This window comes from Haloglycomyces albus DSM 45210, assembly GCF_000527155.1.
Taxonomy (GTDB): domain Bacteria; phylum Actinomycetota; class Actinomycetes; order Mycobacteriales; family Micromonosporaceae; genus Haloglycomyces; species Haloglycomyces albus.
The window spans coordinates 3,262,243-3,282,525 of the sequence record NZ_AZUQ01000001.1 but is presented as its reverse complement, the minus strand read 5'-3'; the positions used below and the strand labels follow the sequence as shown (position 1 = coordinate 3,282,525).

Sequence of the window (20,283 nt, the reverse complement as noted above, 5' to 3'; positions counted from 1 at the left end):
TGGGGTGGATCAGGCCGTCAAGAGGAAATCGCGTCAGTGAAATTGACGCTGGACGAGCCGCGCTTGTTTTCGGACGGTTTCGCCTCCTTCCACCTGCTTCCAAGGGTCGGGAAGTCCTTCGGTGCCCCAGAGAGTGCCGACGATGTTGCCGCACACCGCACCGGTGGAATCGGAATCGCCCCCGTGTGAGACGGCAGCCGTGATCGCCTGTGCCGGATCGTCGCTGCCGAGGGCACAGTAAACGGCGATGGCCAAGGTTTCCTCGGCAACCCACCCTTCTCCCAAGTGTCGCGCCGTGTTCGGGCCCGGCCGCACTCGTCCCGACAGCTCATAGGCGGCGTTGAGGGCGCGCACGGTCTCGGATTCGGCCGGGTCGCGTTGCAGGTAGAGGATGGTCTCGTCCACCGCTCTCTGTATGGTGTGGCCGGTCATGAGGTAGGAGATGATCATGGCCAAGGATCCGGAGCTCTCCCCGGCGGTGGGGTGGCCGTGTGTGATCGCCGAGCAGCGTTGTGCCAGTTCAAAAGCGTCGGTGGGATCGAGGTCGATCAACCCGAACGGAGCCGAACGCATGACACTGCCGCACCCTTTGGAACCGGGGTTGACGCCCGGACGCCCACCCTCGCGGAGCCCGGTGAGGCAGGCGTTTCCCGGTGCCCGACGTTGATAGAGCCATTCTTCGGTGGCGAGTCCCCGGCTGCGAGAGTGGGGCATGGGGAGGCGTTGGGTGTCCAACCAATCCATGTAGGCGTTGCGCACCGCGCCGAACTCCTTACCCGGCCTGGCTTGAAGCAGACCCTGGGTGCTGAACAGCGTCATTTGGGTGTCGTCGGAAATCAGGTTGCTGCGGAGTTCGGTGACGCCGTCGGGGCCGAAGTTCTCGGCAATGCTTTTCCACGACAGGAATTCCACTTGGTATCCCAGCGCATCGCCGATGGCGCCGCCCAGTAGGCAGCCCTCAATACGTTCCAACGGGGTTGGGTTGTGAGACATGGCATACAGTGTAAGCCATGCCTGTGCTAGGACAACATGCCAGTACGGCTTGGTTTCGGTGGCGGATTAGCTTGAGCGGCTGACGATTACCGCTTCCCGGTCGGTTCCGGTCGAGAGCGGTGACCCGGTGCTTCGGGCTGAGGTATCGGCGGTACGGGTGCGGTGATTCGCTCGCAGCTCCAGGTGAATTGGAGATTCACGACCGCGATCATGAGCAGCGCCGAACCGAGCATGTGCATGCCGACGAGAATCTCGGGCACACCGGTGTAGTACTGCACGTATCCGATCAGTCCCTGTAGGCCGATGACGGCGATGAAAATCCATGCGCCGCGCCGGACGGCGTACGGAGCATCGACGGCGCGTAGCGCGATGACGAAGGCGACGGTCAAGCCGATGAGGAGCCAGACGGCATCGGCGTGGAGATGCGTCATGGTGGCGGGATCCAGGCCGGTGCGCCGGGCGTTTTCGTCTCCCGCGTGCGGGCCCGAGGCGGTCACAATGATTCCCAGCGCGATGGTGAGGCACGCGGCGGACAGGATGACGCGGCCGAGCAGGACGACCCAGCGGTACCGGTCCGGAGGCAGTGTCTCGCGACTGCGTCCGGCCTTGATGTGCAGCATCGTTGCCGTCGCGACCAAGGCCATGGAAACCACGAAGTGCAGGCTGACGACCCAGGGGTTCAATTCGGTCCACACGGTGATACCACCGATGACGGCCTGCGCGGGAATGCCGCAGGCGACTGCGACGGAGAGCAGGATAAGCGGGCGGCGGCGCGGCCGTTGTTCCAGCACGGCTATCCAGGTTCCCACCGCGACGGCGATGAGAATCCCGGTCAACAGGCGATTGCCGAATTCGATGGCACCGTGCATCCCCATTTCGGACGTGGCCACCAGCGAGTCCTCGGTGCATTTCGGCCACTCCGAGCAACCCAGACCCGAGCCGGTCAGGCGCACGGCACCGCCGGTAAGGATGATGCCGACATTGGCGATGACATTGGCGAGGGTCCACGACCGGAGGGCCGCAGGGGTGGCGAACACTCGACGACGTATGAGCCGTACGAGGGCGACAAGACGATGCAACACACCGCAGACGATAATCGGTGTCTCGGTTTCTCGTGCGTCACACCCGGGCGAATGTAACCGGCGGCAAGAGGGGCACCCCGGTGATAGGTTCGGTCACACTTGCGCCGCCGATGTTCGACGTGGGGCGGGTATTTTAGTAACATTAGTATTGTGGAAATGGTGACAAGGGCGACGAACAGCCACTCGACCGACGGCGAGACCCGCCGCCGGGTGGCCGAGCTGCTCTTGGAGCAGGGCCACGCTACAGCTGGTGAGCTGGCGCGTTCCCTTGGTATCTCCACCACCGCAACCCGTCGCCACCTCGACGCGCTGGAATCGGAAGGCCAGGTAGAATCCGGGCGCGCCAAAGCGTCGGGACGGGGACGGCCCGCCAAATACTACAAGTTGACGGTCAATGCACGACAGAGCTTCGGGCACACCTACGACAATGTGGCTGTGGAGGCGCTGCGGTGGATTCGCGACCGGGAAGGCGACGACGCAGTGTCGGACTTTGCGGACGCGCAGGTCGCAACTTTGGAAGCGCGGTGTCGACAATTGCTGGACGATTGCGGTGTCACCAACCCCTGGGAACGGGCCCAAGTATTGGCGGGCGCGCTCTCGGGTGAAGGATACGTCGCATCGGCCTCCACCCTGGCGGGAGGAGGGCAGCTGTGCCAACACCATTGTCCAGTGGCAGAAGTGGCGGCTGAATTTCCACAACTGTGCGAAGCGGAAACGCGGGTGATCAGCAAACTGCTGGGGGTTCACGTGCAACGCCTAGCCACCATCGCCAACGGAGATGGGGTATGCACCACCTATGTCCCTGGACCAGTGCCGTTGCCTGATCCGCACAAGGCCGGTTAGGAAGCGTGCCTGTGACTGAAAGAAAGAGGCCGACCGACTGGAACGGTTTCGGTCGTCGCCGAACGATTCCTCCGCAGTTTCGTAATCGCATCAACCCGACACATGAGCCGACAGGTCAGAGGTGAGTTTTAAATGACCGACATTAAAGACACCGGTCAGCTGACCCAGGACGAAACCCTGGAATCGCTGAAAAACTACGAATACGGATGGCACGACCCCGACATCGCCGGTGCCGATGCCAAACGCGGTCTGACCGAAGACGTGGTCCGCGACATCTCGAAGCGCAAAGATGAGCCCGAGTGGATGCTGAAGCGTCGCTTGAAGGGGATCAAGCTTTTCGATCGCAAGCCCATGCCCAACTGGGGTTCAGACCTGTCCGGCATCGACTTCGACCGGATTAAGTACTACGTCGAAGCATCGGAAAACCAGGCGGAATCCTGGGAAGACCTTCCCGAGGACATTAAAAAGACGTACGACAAGCTCGGAATCCCCGAAGCCGAGCGGCAGCAGCTGGTATCCGGTGTGGCGGCGCAATACGAGTCCACCGTGCTCTACCACTCCATCCGTGAAGACCTCGAGGAACAGGGCGTCATCTTCATGGACACCGACACGGGACTGCGGGAACACCCGGAGCTGTTCGAAGAGTACTTCGGCACCGTCATCCCCACCGGTGACAATAAGTTCGCCGCCCTGAACACCTCGGTGTGGTCCGGTGGATCGTTCATTTACGTCCCCAAGGGCGTCCACGTGGACATTCCTCTCCAGGCGTATTTCCGTATCAACACCGAGAACATGGGGCAGTTCGAGCGTACGCTCATCATCGCCGACGAAGGCTCGTTCGTGCACTACATCGAGGGTTGCACCGCGCCGGTCTACTCCTCCGACTCGCTGCACTCGGCGGTCGTGGAGATCATCGCCAAGAAGGACGCCCGCGTTCGCTACACCACGATCCAAAACTGGTCGAACAACGTGTACAACCTGGTAACCAAGCGTGCGCTCGCCGAAGAGGGAGCCACCATGGAGTGGGTCGACGGTAACCTCGGTTCCAAGGTCACCATGAAGTACCCCGCCGTCGTCATGACCGGTGAGCACGCCAAGGGCGAGGTTCTCTCGGTGGCCATGGCCGGACAGGGTCAGCACCAGGACACCGGAGCGAAGATGACGCACGCCGCGGCCAACACCTCGTCGTCGATCATCTCCAAGTCCATCTCCCGTGGCGGTGGCCGCACCTCCTACCGTGGACTCGTGCAGGTCAACGAAGGTGCCAGCAAGTCCGCTTCGACGGTCAAATGTGATGCGTTGCTGGTGGACACGGTCTCCCGTTCCGACACATACCCCTACGTGGACATTCGCGAGGACGATGTCGACATGGGGCACGAGGCCACCGTCTCCAAGGTCGGAGAGGACCAGCTGTTCTACCTCATGAGTCGCGGTCTCACCGAAGACGAGGCCATGGCCATGATCGTGCGCGGCTTCATCGAGCCGATCGCCAAGGAACTGCCCATGGAGTACGCCCTGGAGCTCAACCGCTTGATCGAGCTGCAGATGGAAGGCGCGGTCGGCTAACGGTACCGGGTGTCCTGCTGCGAGGTACCCGCGCCGGTGCCCGGTTCGCCCGAACCGGTCGCCCCGGGCGAACCGACGCGGCAGCAGGATCCTTCACCTGGTAAGCCGGGCAAAACAACGAGACGTAACGGAAAGACAGACACCAAACATGAGCATTGAGCTAGCTTCACGGCCGCACAGTCATGGTGCGGGCTCGGAGAAGCCGCCGAAAACCAAGTCACAGGCCCTGCGTTCCTTCCGGGCCGCCGATTTCCCAGAACTCACCGGACGGGAAGAAGACTGGCGTTTTACCCCGGTCAAACGACTCGCCGGCCTGGACCAAGCCGACACGCCAACGGCCACGACTCTCGACCGTCAGGCCGAAAACCTGCCGACCGGAGTCAAAGTCGAAACCATCGCCAAGGACGACCCGCGTCTCGGCGGAATCCTGACGCCCTTCGAACGCACCAGCGCGCTCGCCTGGGAGAAATCCAGCGACGCCCTCCTGGTGAGCATCGAAGGCACCGTGGACGAGACCGTGGTACTCGATGTGACCGGACAGGGAAACGACGGCGCGAACTACGCGCACATGTACCTCGACGTGGCGGAAGAAGCGTCCGCGACGGTCATCATGCGTCACACCGGCAGCGTCACACTGTCGGACAACATCGAGATCAACGTCGGCAACCATGCCGAGCTCAGCCTCACCTCGATCGTCGAATGGGACCGCGACTCCGTTCACCTGCAGCACCAAAAGGCACGCCTTGGTGACGGTGCCAAGCTCAACCATCTGGCCGTCACGCTCGGCGGTGACCTGGTACGGCACTTCCTCACGGTCGATTACGCCGGGCGCGGAGCCGACGTGGACGCCTACGGTCTCTACTTCGCCGACGGCGGTCAACACCTGGAACACCGTCAGCTCGTCGACCACGCCGTGGCCGACTGCCGGTCGAACGTCAACTACCGCGGTGCCCTGCAGGGACAGGAAGCGCACACCGTATGGGTCGGTGACGTCCTGATCGAAGCCGAAGCGACCGGAACCGACACCTACGAGATCAACCGAAACCTGATCCTCACCGACGGAGCCCGAGCCGACTCGGTACCGAACCTGGAGATCGAAACCGGTGAGATCGTATCGGCCGGACACGCCTCCGCGACCGGACGGTTCGATGAGGAACACCTCTTCTACCTGCGTTCACGCGGTATTCCGGAGGACGAGGCCCGCCGTCTCGTCGTACAGGGATTCTTCAACGAAATCCTGGTGAAGGTGCCCAACGAAGAACTGCGGGAGCACCTCATCTCGGCGGTGATGGCCCGGCTCGATGAAGCGCAGGAGACTCGATGACCCGCGACGACTTCATCCACATCTGTCCGCTCAGCGACCTGCCGGACGGCGAAGCCATCCGGGCGGAGATCGATGACCTCGCGATCGCGTTCGTGCGTAAAGGCAACGAGGTATTCGCGCTGGAAGACGAATGCAGTCACGCCAAAATCGCTCTTTCCGAAGGCGACGTCGAGGACTGCACTCTCGAATGCTGGCTGCACGGGTCGACCTTCGACCTGCGTACGGGAAAGCCGACGGTACCGCCGGCCACCATTCCGGTGGCCACGTACCCGGTGGAAGTGCGGGACGGCGAAGTCTACCTCGACCTGACACCGAACGACGGTGCGGAATAACAACACAGACTTGAGAATCAAAGGAAACCAAAACACATGAGCACACTGGAAATTCGCGACCTGCACGTCTCGGTCAACACCGACAACGGTGCCGAGCCCATCCTGCACGGTGTCAACCTCACCATCAAATCCGGCGAGACCCACGCGATCATGGGACCGAACGGTTCGGGTAAGTCGACCCTGGCGTACTCGCTGGCCGGACACCCGAAATACGAAATCACCTCGGGCTCGGTGACGCTGGACGGCGAAGACGTCCTCGCGATGGAAGTCGACGAACGCGCTCGCGCCGGACTCTTCCTCGCCATGCAGTACCCCGTCGAAGTTCCCGGTGTATCGGTCTCGAACTTCCTGCGCACGGCCAAGACCTCCATCGACGGTGAAGCTCCCAAGATCCGCACCTGGATGAAGGAGCTCAACACGGCCATGGACGAGCTGAAAATGGACCCCGCCTTCATCAACCGCAACGTCAATGAAGGCTTCTCCGGTGGCGAGAAGAAGCGTCACGAAATCGTTCAGATGGACCTGCTGAAACCCAAGATGGCCATCCTCGACGAAACCGACTCGGGTCTCGACGTGGACGCCCTGCGTGTGGTCTCCAAAGGCGTCAACGAAGCCAAGGAGAACAACAACACCGGCATGCTGCTGATCACTCACTACACGCGCATCCTGCGGTACGTGAAGCCCGACTACGTACACGTCTTCGTCAAGGGAAGGATCGCCGAGGAAGGCGGACCGGAACTTGCCGATAAACTGGAAGAAGAGGGCTACGAGGCCTACGAGGAAGCAGCCGCGTAGCAACGCGCCGTCGGGTGCCGTCCGGACGACACGGACCGGACGCACCCGCCACAGCGACGTTGTGGCGGTGAGCGGCGGCGTACGCGCGGCGCCGCTCCGGCTCTTCACAGCCCCTCTACAATTGAAACCCTCATGACCGGCCCGGGGACGGCGTCGTCGACACCGACGAGACGACCGGATCGACACAACGGAACACGGGTCGGCCAAGCGCCTTATATCCACGCCCCTCGCAACAGTGAAGAAGGAATGCCGTGAATACAGCACCCACCTTCGACGTGGACGCCATCCGCGCCGACTTCCCCATCTTGAACCGGGACGTCAACGGACAGTCGCTCGCCTACTTGGACTCAGCGGCGACTTCGCAGCGCCCGATTCAGGTCACCGAGGCGATGCGCGAATTCACTCAGCAGTCCAATGCGAACATTTCGCGGTCGGTCCACACCTTGGGGGCGGAAGCCACCGAGGCCTACGAAGGGGCACGCGCACGCATAGCCGACTTCATCGGGGCACCGGCGGCTGAAGAAATCGTATTCGTCAAAAACTCCACCGAAGGCATCAATCTGCTGGCCTATGCCTTCCAAAACGCCTCGGCCGAGCGAGGGGCCGACGCCCGATTTCAGCTCGGTCCCGGCGACGAGATCGTCATCACCGAAATGGAGCACCACTCCAACCTCGTTCCCTGGCAACAGTTGGCCGAGCGAACCGGAGCCACCCTGAAATGGCTGGAGATCACCGATCACGGACGGATCGAACTGGAAAACCTCGACGAGGTCATCACCGACCGGTGCAAGATCGTGTCGTTCGTGCACGTCTCCAACCTGCTGGGAACGGTCAACCCGACCGAGGCGATCGTCAAACGTGCTCGCGAGGTGGGTGCCCTGGTCGCCATGGACGGCTCTCAAGCGGCTCCCCATATCCCGGTGAACGTGACGGAACTCGGGGTGGATTTCTACATCTTCACCGGGCATAAAATGCTGGGTCCGACCGGAATCGGAGCGATCTGGGGCAAGACCGAGCTGCTGGAGGCCATGCCGCCGTTCATCAGCGGTGGATCCATGGTGTCCACGGTGACGATGGAACGTACGACCTTCGCCCCGCCACCGGCCAAGTTCGAAGGCGGAACGCCTCCCATCACCGAAGCGGTCGGATGGCACGTAGCGATCGACTATCTCGACAAGATCGGAATGGACAATGTGCGTTCCCACGAGAAGGAACTGGCCGCCTACATGCTCGATTCGCTCGACCAGGTGGACGGCTTGACCGTTATCGGCCCCAAAGTGCCGATCGGGCGCGGAGCGACGGTGTCGTTCGATTTGGACGGGGTGCACCCTCACGACGTCGGCCAGGTGCTCGACGCGCACGGCGTCGCCGTCCGCGTCGGACACCACTGCGCGAAGCCCACGTGCATTCGCTTTGGAGTGAATGCCACGACCCGCGCCTCGGCCTATATCTACACCACCAAGTCGGAAATAGACCGTTTGGCGTCGGCGTTGGACAAAGTACGTGACGTTTTCGCCTAGACCGGTGAATTCGAGCAGCGAGCATAGGAAGACCAGATGAACCTCGACGAGCTTTATCAGGAAGTGATCCTCGATCACTACAAGAACCCGCGCGGGGTGGGTTTGCGCGACCCCTACGAAGGGGAATCGCACCAGGTGAACCCCACTTGTGGGGACGAAATCACCCTACGAGTGCACTTGGAGGGGGACAAGGTCGCCGACGTGTCCTATGACAACGTCGGTTGTTCGATCTCCAAGGCCTCCGCGTCGGTCATGTACGAGCTTCTGGACGGGGTGGACATTGCCACCGCTCAGGAACGTCTGGACGAGTTCAATACCCTCATGAGCTCGAAGGGCCAAGGTGAAGCCAACGAAGAGACGCTGGAAGACGGGGTTGCCTTCGCCGGAGTTTCGAAATACCCTATGCGTGTGAAGTGCGCTCTCTTGGGTTGGATGGCCTTCAAAGACGCCTTGATCAAAGCTCAAGCGACCGACAACGACAATAGCGAATCCGCTGCCAATCCGCATGGAGGAGTGCAGTAATGACTGAAACGCAAGCCGACGCCGCGGCCACCGAAACCGGCGAAAGCACCGCCACCGACCAGGAGACCGAGGCTCTCCTGGAGGCCATGAAGGACGTCGTCGACCCTGAACTGGGTATCAACGTCGTCGACCTGGGCCTGGTGTACGGGGTGCACGTGGACGATGAGCGGATCGCCACTCTGGACATGACCCTGACGTCGGCGGCCTGCCCGCTGACCGACGTCATCGAAGACCAAACCCGCTCGGCCCTGACGACCGGCGCGGGCGGCGGTCTGGTCGACGATGTACGCATCAACTGGGTATGGATCCCGCCGTGGGGCCCGGACAAGATCACCGACGACGGTCGGGACCAGCTAAGAGCTCTCGGCTTCAACGTCTGATTGGTGAGGTGACCGCTCAGCTTTTGGTTGGTAGGGTGACCGCTCAGCTTGCCCCAGGCACTCCATATTTGCGCTGTGGGGGCCTCTTGCGGCCATGAGGCCGCTGCGAGTCCTCCGCGCGCAAATCTGAAGCACCTGGAACAACCTGAGCTCCTTTCCAGCTCTACCGCCGCGTCGCACTTTCAGTGCTAGCGGCTCGCCAGTTGGTTTATCCGTGGGGAGGGTGTGGTGGTAGAGCTCTTTTGGAAAACACAGGCGGCTCTATCGCCGCGTCGTGCTTCGCACTTGCGGCTCGCCGGTTGGCTCGTCCTCGGGGAAAGTGTGATGTCGGCGCTCTTTAGGGACACAGGCAGCTCTACCGCTTCTGCGTTTCGTTTGAAGTTCGCCGGTTATGTCACGAGTTGGTGTAGTGGTCGAGGTTTCTTGGGGCTACAGCTCACATTACCGTCGCTCCTATTAATGTGCTTATTGGTTTTCGCGTGTAATGCCTGGTTCCGGCGATCAGGTAGGGCGCTGCGTACGATCTCAACAAGTGCCTGGGAGTTTGCTCAGGCGCTTAATTTTTTGCGTATCGACTGCGGCTTTGAGGAGGTGTGCTCGACGATGGGCAAAGCGCGCCCCGTGGCCGGGGGAGGACGTGCCGTTGAAGTCGAACCGGCTCGTCTGGAGGGTTGGATCGAGCGTTTTGAACGGCGTAACGGCGGTATCGTGCGTACGTCGTTGACCGATGCCGGTGGCGAGTTGCTGGCCGAGAACGGTACGCGGGTCACCATGCAATGGAATCTCGATCCGTCCGCTATGGAGAGATGGGCGTCGGACGGGTACGGCGCTCGTGACGTTGCTGATCGGGTGGCCGTTGAAACGCGCCTACCGCGTCGGATTGGTTTTCTACTGGCTCGCAAAGGGGCCTATAGTGTCGCGGTGGTCGATCAGGACGGTCGGTTCATTGCTTCCAAGACCGACACGTCGTATGTACAGGGCCGAACCAAAGCCGGTGGCCAGTCCCAGCAACGGTTTGCACGTCGTCGTGCCGAGCAGGAGAAGGCGGCTCGGAAGAAGGCGACCGAGGCAGCGGTGCGCATTCTGGGAGCCGAGGCGCTTGATCTGGTAGTGACCGGGGGAGTCGTCGATGGGATTGTGGACGATCCTCGCCTGACGCTGCCGGAAACGGTGATACATTTTGGTGATATCGGAGAGCCGAGACGGGCGCTGGTGAACGATTTGTACAAGCGGGTTTACTCCCTGACGATGACCATTGTAGATCCTTAGAGCGCTGGACCCGCTTGATCACCCTTGATGGAGACGGGTATTCACTAGGGTTTTCCCTTGGCTTCATCCAGGGGGCGAACAAGGTGCCGTGTCGCTCCACGGTTCCCGCCACAGTATCTAGCAATATGTACTATTTATATTCATTCAATGGTAAATATCGACATCGCACTATAGAATCTGTCAGTGACATGCACGCTATCGCGAATGTGGACGTATCAGTCTTCGATTTGCGAGGCCCGTGTGACACAACAAAGGACAGGAAGATGTGAATGTCGATGATGTCATTCTCTCCCCGAACATGGTCCCGATTCAGGCGTGGGTTGCTGGTCATTGCCGGTTCCATCGCGCTTGGATTGGGCCTGACCGCGCCCGCGCAGGCGAACGACGACGTCAGCGCCAATATCGTCGGTGGCGGTCCGGCTACAGAGGACTATCCGTTCATGGCCTCGATTCAGAACAATGGGCAGCACTACTGTGGTGCTTCATTGGTGTCGGACCGGTGGCTGGTTACGGCGGCACACTGTACCTCCAGTGGGCTGTCGGTGCGTCTCGGTTCGCATGACCGTTCCAGCGGTGGTGAAGTGGTACCGGTGGAACGGTATATCAACCACCCGAGTTATGGTAACGGCAGCGGTTACGACATCGCTTTGCTGGAACTCAGTTACGCGGTCGACTACGAGCCGGTCACCATGACCGACTCACGTCCGTCGGTAGGCAGTGACGTGCGCCTGCTGGGTTGGGGACAGACCTGCCCCGAGCGTGGTTGCGACAGTGGTTCGCAGTATCTGAAGCAGCTCGACACGAGCGTTATCAGCAACTCGAACTGTCAGACCGCGATCAGCGGAGACCTGTGCATCAACGGAACCACGCAGGACACCGCCTGTTACGGCGATTCCGGTGGACCGGCCTTGGTCAACTCCGGTGGATCGTGGACTCTGGTCGGTGACACCTCGCGTGCCGGCGGCTATGACTCCACCTGCGGACGTACGAACGTGATTTACACGAGCGTGGCCGACTACCGAGGCTGGATCGACCAGTACGTGGACGGCGACGACCCGGGTGACCCGGGCGATCCCGGGAACTGCACCGACTACGACTCTTCGGAGTCGGGAACCCTGAGCTCGGGTGGACAGAACTCCCACCCCGGCAGCCCGGGATACTTCTACTCGTCGTCCGGCAGCCACTCCGGTTGCCTGTCGGGTGAGAGCGGAACCGACTTCGATCTCTACCTGCAGAGCTGGACCGGAAGCAGCTGGCAAACGGTGGCGAGCTCCACCTCCGCGGACTCGGAGGAAACAGTGGACTACTCCGGTAGCGCTGGATACTACCGTTGGGTTGCCTACAGCTACAGCGGTTCGGGTGGTTACTCGATAGGCTGGAACGAGTAATACCGGCTGGGGTGCGCTGCTTAGGCGTACCCCACGCTGCGACACGTCAGCCGATGTGTTTGGTGGCGTTTGCGTCGGCGGCCTGAGCATTGGTGTCGCGCGACTCGGGAGTGTGGACGTCCTCCCGCAAGGTCAAATCGGGCAGGAAGAACGTCAGAACGATCGATACGGCCGCGATGGCGGCGGCGACGAGAAACACCGTGTCCATAGCATTGGTGAACGAATACTGTACGGCTTCCTTGACCGGCCCCGGCAGATGTTGAATGACGTTCGGCGATTCCAATGTCGAGCTGTCGAAATCGCTTTCCTGTAGGTTCTGAGCTTGCTGTGGGGTCAGTTGGGCCACGGCGTCGTCCATACGTTCGTCCATTCCGGAATTCAGCGACGAGGTCATGACCGCGCCGAGTGCCGTGGTGCCGACCGCACCTCCCAGGGAACGGGCGAAGTTGTTGGTCGCCGTTCCGGCACCGAGGTCCTCTTGAGCGACGATGTTCTGCATGGCCAGTACGAGGGGCTGCATGAACATTCCCATGCCGATTCCCATGACGACCAGGTATATTGCTCCGACCCAGAGTTCGATGTGAACGTGCAGGGTGCTGAACAGAGCCAGGCCGACGGTGGAGGTGGTGGCACCGATGACGAGGAAAGGTTTGTATCGCCCTGTCTTGGTGGTCAACTGCCCAACGAGGATGGAAGCCGATACGACCGAAGCCGCCATCGGTAGGAGCATGAGTCCGGACTGGGTCGGAGAATAGCCCCGAACCGATTGCAGGAACAGGGGAATGTAGACCAGTCCGGCGAACATGGCGATTCCGAATATGAACGCGATGCCGGCGGCCAAGGAGAAGGTCGGCCGGCGGAACATCCGAAGTGGAAGAATCGGCTCTGCGGCGCGGGTTTCGGCGACGGCGAAGGCAACGGCCAATACGGCCGCGGTGCTGAACAGACCGATGATGACCGGATCCGACCACGCGTAGTCGTTACCGCCCCAGGTCAACGCCAACATAAGGCATACCACCGCAGGTACCAGCAGACTCGCTCCGAGAATATCGATGCGGTGGGATTGTCGCGGTGCGGGGTGCCGGGCGAGGACGGTGTTGACCGCGATGACGGCGATGATGCCCACGGGGATGTTGATATAGAAAATCCAGCGCCAGTCGAAGTCGGCGAAGAATCCCCCTAGGACGGGCCCCAGCACTGACGACAGTGCGAAGACTCCTCCGAAATAGCCTTGATACTTACCGCGAGCGCGCGGTGAGACCACATCCGAGACCACGGTGAACGACAGCGTCATGAGTCCACCCGCGCCGACTCCCTGGAGGCCCCGGAATATCACCAGTTGCCACATGTTCTGTGCGATCCCGGCCAGAGCGGAGGCGACGAGGAAGATGACGATGGCGGTGACGATGACCCGGCGGCGTCCGAATTGGTCGGAAAATTTTCCGTACAGGGGAGTGGTGGCGGTGAGTGCGACCAGGTAGGCGGTGATCACCCAGGTGTATTCGGTCATGCCCTGCAGGTCGCTGACGATGACCGGCAGGGCGGTACTGACGATGCTTTGGTCCAGCGCCGCCATGAACATGGTGAGCATGAGGGCACCGAAAAGGGTGATCAGGTCGCGTCGGCTCAAAAGGGTGCCGGGGACCTTGGTTTCGGAGTCGGTAGTCACAGCGTCCATCGTAAGGACTGAAATGTGGGCGTTACCGGCTAAAAGTCAAAACCGTTCCCGATTCGCCGGACCGCTGTCGGGTTAGGCCTCCATGAGGGCGTGGAACCGTTCGCTGCGCAAACGTTCCGGCCAGGTGTCGTCCAAGGGATTCAGTTGTGCCGCACCGACCGCCCAGCGAATCAACAGATCGGCCAGCTGCGGGTTGCGGGCCAGCGCGGGACCGTGCATATAGGTCCCGATCACGTGTCCCGCCCATGCTCCTTCGGTGCCGCCTTCGTTGCCGATCCCGTTGGACACTCGGGCGAGGGGCTGGACCGCCTCGCCAAGGTGGGTACGTCCGCCGTGGTTTTCGAAACCGGTGACACGTCCGATGCCCAGGTTCGGATCGCTGTCTCCCGCGACCTCTCCCACCGCACGGGTCTGACCGCGATCGGACTTCAAATCGAGAACGCCGAGCCCTGGGTGGCGTTCCCCGGAGGCGTAATAGCTCTCTCCCATCAGCTGATATCCCGCACAGACGGCCAGCACCGGGGAACCGCGGTCGGCGGCGCGGGCCAAGGTGCCGTCTTGGATCAGTCGGTCACCGGCCACCGATTGCGGACCGTCCTCACCGCCGCCGATGAGATAGATATCGGCCTGATCGGGAACGCGTTGATCCGATCGAACCGAGATCGGCTCCACTTCGATACCGCGCTTCCGAGCGCGATGGGCGATGGCGAGAAGATTGCCCCGGTCTCCGTAAGTGGACAGTAGGTCCGGATACAGCCATACCACGCGAAGGTAACTAGTTGACACGGTTGAACTCTTTCCTAATGTCTTGGAACGCGGTGTAATTGGCGATGACTTCGACGTCACCGGCGGAGGCGTGGCCGATGGCCGCGGAGACGTCGTCGACGACGGTGAAGTCGACATCGTCCATCTCGAGACGAACCGCCAGGTCGGTGCGCCGGTCACCGGTGACCAGAACAGAACGACCGCGCAGAGAGTTGAAATCGACGTCGTAGATCCACGAGGTGTCGAAACCGTCGACCTCCCGAGCGTTGAGCGCCAAGATGACCGGTAGGTCGGGCCGTATCATGTCGAAGTTCTCCAGCCAACCCGCGGGGTTCTTGGCCAGCAGTAGCCGTAGACGGCGACCATCGCGTTCCACTGTGGCGTACCGTCCGGCCACCGATTGCACGGTGGAGAGATTGGGGGCCGCCTGATGCGGAGACACCCCGAACTGCGCGGCCATCGCCAAAGCCATCGCCGCATTGGCGCGGTTAATGCGCCCCGGAAGTTGCAGATCGAGTTCCACGCGACTGCCGTCGGGCGCGATGACGGCCGATCCTTCGTCGGCGACCGTCCACACCGGGTTAGGCCGGGTGAATCCACAGTGCGTGCAGCGCCAGAACTCGCCGAATCGGTCCAGATGCTTTCCGCAAACGGGGCAGATCGAGGAATCGGCGGTCCAATTCTGCCCCCCGGAGACCCATACGATATGTGTCGCCGGTTGGGCGGCCCACACGATCAGGGGATCGTCGGCGTTGGCGACCACGATGCTGTCGTGGATGTCCTTTTCCACGATCTCGCGCCACTTCGCCGCCAGCGAGGTCACTTCCATGGCACGGTCCAATTGGTCGCGACTGAGATTCAGCAATCCCACGACCTTCGGCTGGGTCGCCCCCAGCAACTGACCCAGATAGTGCTCGTCGACTTCCAAAGCGGCCAGCTGAGCATCCGGGGTTTTGGCCAAAGCGGTGGTATGTCCGGTCGGCATGTTGGCACCGAAGGAGTTGGTCGCGACCTTACCCGCCGCCTCCATCGCGGCGGTGGTGAACCGGGTCGTGGTGGTCTTTCCATTGGTCCCCGACACCAAGGCCACGCCGCGACCTTCGGCCAGGAGGTTCAATAGCTCCGGCTCGACGACCAATCCAACCCGACCGCCGATGACCGAGCCGTCTCCGCGACCCGTAGCACGCGACAGTGCCGCCGCACCTCGCAACAGAACCGTTGCGAATTTCGCACGCGGCGTTAGCTTCCCGCTCAACGCTGGCACCAGACCTTTCCGCTCGTCACAGTTCCGGAAACCCCGTCAGGGCCCCGTTCACCACTCGATAAGGTTCGAGACTACCGGGCGTATATCCGTGTTGACCAGCCTTGGCCTCCGCTTCAACACGCCATGGCAAGTGTGGCATATCGATCGAACTCATCCGCACCTGCGCCACCGGAAAGCAATGCATTCCACTTCACTCCACCGAATATGAACAGGTAAAACTACCCTGCGTCCCCGAATTTGAGGCAAAATCGGACCCTCGGGTGGGGAATTGTGGAGTAAAGTGGGGCTCGAAGGGCACAAAATGGAGCGTAAGCGACGGACAGGAGGTGAGACGAATGTTTCTCGGGACCCATACCCCACGGGTCGACGACAAGGGTCGTCTCGCCTTCCCCGCCAAATTCCGTCCCGCGCTCGCCGACGGCCTGGTCATCACCAAGGGACAGGAACACTGCCTCTACGTCTTCACCCTCGACACCTTCACCGGGCTGGCCGCCGAACTCAACCAGAGCCTCACGGCCGACGCCGCCACCCGAGCCTACAATCGTGTGTTCTTCGCTTCAGCGCATGACGAAACTCCTGACGGACAAGGGCGCGTGACCCTACCTGCCCGATTGCGTGCTTACGCTGGAATTGAGCGCGATGTCGTTGTCAACGGTGCCGCCAATCGCATCGAAATCTGGAACGCGAGATCCTGGGACGAATACCTCGACTCCAGCGAGAAGCTGTTCAGCCACGGTGCGGACGACTCCGGCACGGCCGACGACGCCCCCGATCCAACACAGCCACAGGAGCACAGCCGATGAACACTCCCCACGATCCGGTCATGCTGGAAGAAATTCTCGCCTACCTACATCCGGCACTCAGCACGCCGGAGGCCATTGCCGTCGACGCCACCCTGGGCGCCGGCGGTCACGCCGAGGCGATGTTGACCGCCCACCCCGAACTCACCGTCATCGGACTGGACCGCGACCCCAACGCCCTGTCCATCGCCCGGGAACGCCTTGCCGCATTCGGTGACCGGTTCATCCCCGTCCAGTCCGTATACGATCAGATCGACGCCGTCGTTCGCGAACTCGGCCACACCTCGGTACACGCCGTGCTGTTCGACCTCGGAATCTCCTCCATGCAGATCGACGAACGCGAACGCGGATTCGCGTACTCGGCACACGCGCCCCTGGACATGCGCATGAACCCCGGGGACTACCTCACCGCCGAACGCATCCTCGCCACCTACGACCACGCACACCTGACCCGTATTCTGCGAGAATACGGAGAAGAGAAGTTCGCACCACGGATCGCGTCGGCGATCGTCAACACTCGTGACACCCAACCGATCGTGACCTCACAGATGCTCGTCGAGTTGATTCGCGAGGCCATCCCCGCCGCCGCGCGGCGCAAAGGCGGGAACCCGGCCAAACGCACCTTCCAGGCTCTGCGAATCGAAGTCAACGGCGAACTCGACACCTGGACACGTGCCCTGCCGGTCGCACTGGACCTCCTGCGGCCCGGAGGACGCATCGCCGTACTGTCCTATCACTCACTCGAAGATCGCATCACCAAACGGGCCTTGGCCGAACGCGCGAAATCGACCACGCCTCCAGGACTGCCGGTGGAACTGCCCGGAACCGGTCCACAACTCAAGCCGTGGTCCAACCGCGCCAAACAACCCGGTTCCGCCGAACGCGCCCGCAACCCACGCTCCGCACCCGCTCGCCTGCGCGGTGCCGAAAAACTCGACAATTCGTCACCAGGAGGTTGATCATGACCGCACGAGGACCGCGTGCCAACAGTGATGCGATCATTCGCTCGGCACGCCGCCGCGCCCGCGCCAACGCCGCACGGGCACGCAAAGCCGAAGACGTCGCGCCCGAAGAACCCACCACCGTGGCCACCGGAAACCTGGCCGTGGACCCCGAACCGGTCGAAATCGAGTCGCCGGAACCGGAACCCAAGCCGCAGCGGCAACCACGTCCACGACGCCAAGCGGTACCGGCCCCCGACCTGACCGCCCTGCCTCGGCCCGCCTTTGTGGCGGGACTACTGTCGCTGATCGTGGTCGCCATCGTCGGGCTGCTGCTGCTCAACACCACCATCAACAGCGATTCCTTCCATCTGCAGGAATTGCGTGACGACAAGGTCGAAATGACCCGCACCGAACAGGCCTTGGAAGACGACCTGTCGCGCCTCAACACTCTGAACAATTTGGAAGCCGCCGCCGAACGTCTCGGCATGGAAGAACCGGACACGGTAACCTACCTCGACCTGGAGACCGGCGAGACATACGAAATTCCGAGGAACGGGAACTAGATTGCCGCCCACAGACGAATCAGATCAGCACCGCGACCCGTCGGCGATATCGCGCGCCCGCCGCTACTCCCCACGCGGACGGACGCTGCGCGAATCCAACCCCAACCGCCGCAAACGCACCTCCGCGCAGCGAGAAGATCCCCCCGAACCACCGGCGGCGCGCTCCGGAGACGACCGGGCCGAACGTCGTCGACGCGCCGCACAGCGCTCGCGGCAACGGCGTGCCACCGAAGCCACCCCGATCGCCCGCGATACCCGACGGCGGAGCGGAACCGTAGCGTCCGGGGAAGGCGACACCGCTCGCGAGCCGAAGGCACGTCGAGGCGGCTCGAACCCCAAACGGCGCACCACGCGCCCGGCGGTCAAACCGCGTCAGCGTGGTGCCGCACCGGATTCCCCCGGCACGGTTCGGTCGCTCCACGGCTTTCCCCGCCAGGGCAATAGCCACCGGCGACTGCGCATCATGGCCACCTTCATCATTATTCTCCTGGTGGTTTCGGGGGGTCGACTGATTCAGCTGCAGGTGTTCGACGCGGCCAGCCTGGCGGCCTCGGCCCATGAACAACGCTTGACGGTACAGCCCGTCCCGGCACAACGGGGCACCATCATGGACCGAAACGGGACCCGCATGGCCTACACGGTGGAAGCCAATTACATCGCGGTCGATCCTACGGTCCTCACCGGCGAACCGGCCGACCTCGCGGTAACTCTGGCGCCTTTGATCGGGCGCAGTGCCTCCGAAATCGAACCTCTCCTCGCCACCGAAACCGACACCGAGGGGAAACCGGTCGAATTTCGCTTTCTGCAGCGTGGAGTGGATCTGTCGACCGGAGAACAGGTGAAGGAACTGGGGGAGCCGGGGTTGATCGTCGGGCATGACGAGAAACGTGTCGTGCCGTGGCGGGACGTCGCGGCCAACATCTTGGGTTTCACCGGCCTCGACGGCAACGGGCTGTTGGGAGTAGAGGCGTCCTATGACGACTGGCTGTCGGGCAAGGACGGCGAGATCGCCTATGAACGCAGTGTGGACGGGCACCGTATACCCGGGGCGTATTACCGCGAGGACCCCACCGTTCCCGGAAAGGACCTCCAGCTCACCATCGATTCCGATCTGCAGTACAAGACCCAGCGCATTCTCCAGGACACCGTGTCGGAGGCGGGTGCCGAATTCGGTTCAGCGGTCATTCTCGACTCCGCCACCGGAGAGGTGCTGTCGCTGGCGTCGACGCCGACCTACGACTCCGCCCGTCCCGGAGACCTGTCGGACGAGCAGATGCGGGACTATGCGACCGGTGAGGTGACCGATCCCGGTTCGGTCCACAAGGCACTGATCTTCGGTGCCGGGTTGAACGAAGGGGTCATCGAGCGTGACACGGTTATGGCCGTTCCACAGACGATCACCAAAGGCGATGAGACGTATCGCGATTCCTATCCCCACGGGGGTGCCGAACTGTCGGTGGAAGGGATGCTGGCGCAGTCGTCGAACACCGGAACGATCATGATCGCCGATGAACTCGGCGCGGACACGGTTTACGAGTATCAACAGGAATTCGGGCTGGGAACTCCCACCGGACTGGGAATGCCCGGGGAGGCGTCGGGAATGCTGCTTCCGCCCGACCAGTGGTCGGGGACCTCGTACGGTTCGATACCGATCGGGCACGAGGACACCACGACGACCATCCAGATGGCCGCCGCCTATGGTGCGATCGCCAACGACGGAGAGTACGTCCAACCGAGTCTGATCTCGGCACGTCTCGACGACGACGGTTCTGCCGTCGACTCCGAGAAACCAGAGCGACGTCGGGTTCTGTCGCAGGAAGCGGCCGAGGACATGCAGTACCTGTTGCAGGCTCCGATCGAAGCCGATACCGGTACTGGACACAATGCTCAGTTGGACGGTTATCGGATCGCGGGAAAGACCGGTACCGGTCTGTACGCTGAAGACGGTCGGTATGCCGAGGGGAACGTGGCGAATTTCGTGGGCTTCGGCCCGGTCGACGACCCGCGTTACGTTGTCGCCGTCAGCGTTTACGTGCCCTCCGAAGTCGGTGGTGGGTCCACCACGGGAGACGCCTTCGGGAAACTGAACGAACTGGCTTTGGAGTATTACGGCGTCGCACCTTCGGATGTCGACAAGCCTGAGTTCCACGAATGGGGGTGACGTTCGCTCGACCCACCGGTCCGGTCGCGTCAGTCGGTCGTTAGCTTGGGCGTATGTCCCGGGCACGCTTGGCGCGTGGCAGACACCTCCCGGA

The 20,283-nt window shown here is 62.1% G+C and carries 19 protein-coding genes; 14 read left to right on the top strand and 5 right to left on the bottom strand.

What is annotated here, in order from left to right:
* Positions 1-33 precede the first annotated feature (33 nt).
* Both HALAL_RS0115150 and HALAL_RS0115145 read right to left on the bottom strand, forming a co-directional pair.
* Positions 34-993: an ADP-ribosylglycohydrolase family protein gene (locus tag HALAL_RS0115150; RefSeq protein WP_025274809.1), complete on the bottom strand. Its 960-nt coding sequence runs from the start codon at positions 991-993 to the stop codon at positions 34-36.
* Between the two features lie 86 nt (positions 994-1,079).
* Entirely contained in the window at positions 1,080-2,072 is a 993-nt protein-coding gene (locus tag HALAL_RS0115145; protein ID WP_084472121.1) for a COX15/CtaA family protein, read from the bottom strand.
* 159 nt (positions 2,073-2,231) lie between these two features.
* On the opposite strand from HALAL_RS0115145, the gene HALAL_RS0115140 reads away from it, so the two are divergent.
* From HALAL_RS0115140 to HALAL_RS0115095, 10 genes are all read left to right on the top strand, one after another.
* Positions 2,232-2,918, top strand: coding sequence for a helix-turn-helix transcriptional regulator (locus HALAL_RS0115140; protein WP_029768103.1), 687 nt, complete (start codon positions 2,232-2,234; stop codon positions 2,916-2,918).
* A gap of 132 nt (positions 2,919-3,050) precedes the next feature.
* Positions 3,051-4,484 (top strand): Fe-S cluster assembly protein SufB, encoded by a 1,434-nt coding sequence (gene sufB, locus HALAL_RS0115135; RefSeq protein ID WP_025274806.1) that lies wholly within the window; start codon positions 3,051-3,053, stop codon positions 4,482-4,484.
* Positions 4,485-4,632: 148 nt separating this feature from the next.
* Positions 4,633-5,808 carry a Fe-S cluster assembly protein SufD gene (sufD, locus tag HALAL_RS0115130; RefSeq protein ID WP_025274805.1) on the top strand — a complete coding sequence of 392 codons (1,176 nt, stop codon included), beginning with the start codon at positions 4,633-4,635 and terminating at the stop codon, positions 5,806-5,808.
* Positions 5,805-6,140 (top strand): bifunctional 3-phenylpropionate/cinnamic acid dioxygenase ferredoxin subunit, encoded by a 336-nt coding sequence (locus HALAL_RS0115125; RefSeq protein WP_025274804.1) that lies wholly within the window; start codon positions 5,805-5,807, stop codon positions 6,138-6,140. The genes sufD and HALAL_RS0115125 overlap by 4 nt, the downstream gene beginning before the upstream one ends.
* Before the next feature lie 36 nt (positions 6,141-6,176).
* On the top strand, positions 6,177-6,935 hold the full coding sequence (gene sufC / locus HALAL_RS0115120; protein ID WP_025274803.1) for a Fe-S cluster assembly ATPase SufC: 759 nt from the start codon (positions 6,177-6,179) through the stop codon (positions 6,933-6,935).
* A 251-nt stretch (positions 6,936-7,186) separates the two neighbouring features.
* Positions 7,187-8,455 carry a cysteine desulfurase gene (locus tag HALAL_RS0115115; protein ID WP_025274802.1) on the top strand — a complete coding sequence of 423 codons (1,269 nt, stop codon included), beginning with the start codon at positions 7,187-7,189 and terminating at the stop codon, positions 8,453-8,455.
* A gap of 36 nt (positions 8,456-8,491) precedes the next feature.
* Positions 8,492-8,977, top strand: coding sequence for a Fe-S cluster assembly sulfur transfer protein SufU (gene sufU / locus HALAL_RS0115110; RefSeq protein ID WP_025274801.1), 486 nt, complete (start codon positions 8,492-8,494; stop codon positions 8,975-8,977).
* Complete coding sequence (locus HALAL_RS0115105) at positions 8,977-9,357, top strand: metal-sulfur cluster assembly factor (RefSeq protein ID WP_025274800.1); 381 nt, start codon at positions 8,977-8,979, stop codon at positions 9,355-9,357. The genes sufU and HALAL_RS0115105 overlap by 1 nt, the downstream gene beginning before the upstream one ends.
* Positions 9,358-9,960: 603 nt before the next feature.
* Complete coding sequence (locus HALAL_RS17060; RefSeq protein ID WP_025274799.1) at positions 9,961-10,626, top strand: acVLRF1 family peptidyl-tRNA hydrolase; 666 nt, start codon at positions 9,961-9,963, stop codon at positions 10,624-10,626.
* Between the two features lie 269 nt (positions 10,627-10,895).
* On the top strand, positions 10,896-12,014 hold the full coding sequence (locus tag HALAL_RS0115095; protein ID WP_025274798.1) for a S1 family peptidase: 1,119 nt from the start codon (positions 10,896-10,898) through the stop codon (positions 12,012-12,014).
* A gap of 46 nt (positions 12,015-12,060) precedes the next feature.
* Here HALAL_RS0115095 and HALAL_RS0115090 read toward each other — a convergent pair whose 3' ends face one another.
* The 3 genes from HALAL_RS0115090 to HALAL_RS0115080 form a co-directional block, all read right to left on the bottom strand.
* The gene (locus tag HALAL_RS0115090) at positions 12,061-13,683 is read right to left on the bottom strand and encodes an MDR family MFS transporter (protein WP_025274797.1); all 1,623 of its coding nucleotides are present in this window, start codon (positions 13,681-13,683) and stop codon (positions 12,061-12,063) included.
* Between the two features lie 81 nt (positions 13,684-13,764).
* The gene (locus HALAL_RS0115085; protein ID WP_025274796.1) at positions 13,765-14,478 is read right to left on the bottom strand and encodes a type 1 glutamine amidotransferase; all 714 of its coding nucleotides are present in this window, start codon (positions 14,476-14,478) and stop codon (positions 13,765-13,767) included.
* Positions 14,468-15,712 carry a MurT ligase domain-containing protein gene (locus HALAL_RS0115080; RefSeq protein WP_025274795.1) on the bottom strand — a complete coding sequence of 415 codons (1,245 nt, stop codon included), beginning with the start codon at positions 15,710-15,712 and terminating at the stop codon, positions 14,468-14,470. Before HALAL_RS0115080 ends, HALAL_RS0115085 begins: the two co-directional genes overlap by 11 nt.
* A gap of 344 nt (positions 15,713-16,056) precedes the next feature.
* Here HALAL_RS0115080 and mraZ point away from each other — a divergent pair, with 344 nt between their 5' ends.
* From mraZ to HALAL_RS0115055, 4 genes are read left to right on the top strand one after another with little or no spacing between them, the layout of a single operon-like run.
* Entirely contained in the window at positions 16,057-16,524 is a 468-nt protein-coding gene (mraZ, locus tag HALAL_RS0115070; RefSeq protein WP_025274794.1) for a division/cell wall cluster transcriptional repressor MraZ, read from the top strand.
* The gene (rsmH, locus tag HALAL_RS0115065; protein WP_025274793.1) at positions 16,521-17,480 is read left to right on the top strand and encodes a 16S rRNA (cytosine(1402)-N(4))-methyltransferase RsmH; all 960 of its coding nucleotides are present in this window, start codon (positions 16,521-16,523) and stop codon (positions 17,478-17,480) included. The genes mraZ and rsmH overlap by 4 nt, the downstream gene beginning before the upstream one ends.
* Positions 17,481-17,482: 2 nt before the next feature.
* Positions 17,483-18,028 carry a cell division protein FtsL gene (ftsL, locus tag HALAL_RS0115060; protein WP_025274792.1) on the top strand — a complete coding sequence of 182 codons (546 nt, stop codon included), beginning with the start codon at positions 17,483-17,485 and terminating at the stop codon, positions 18,026-18,028.
* A gap of 1 nt (position 18,029) precedes the next feature.
* On the top strand, positions 18,030-20,189 hold the full coding sequence (locus HALAL_RS0115055; RefSeq protein ID WP_025274791.1) for a peptidoglycan D,D-transpeptidase FtsI family protein: 2,160 nt from the start codon (positions 18,030-18,032) through the stop codon (positions 20,187-20,189).
* Positions 20,190-20,283 lie beyond the last annotated feature (94 nt).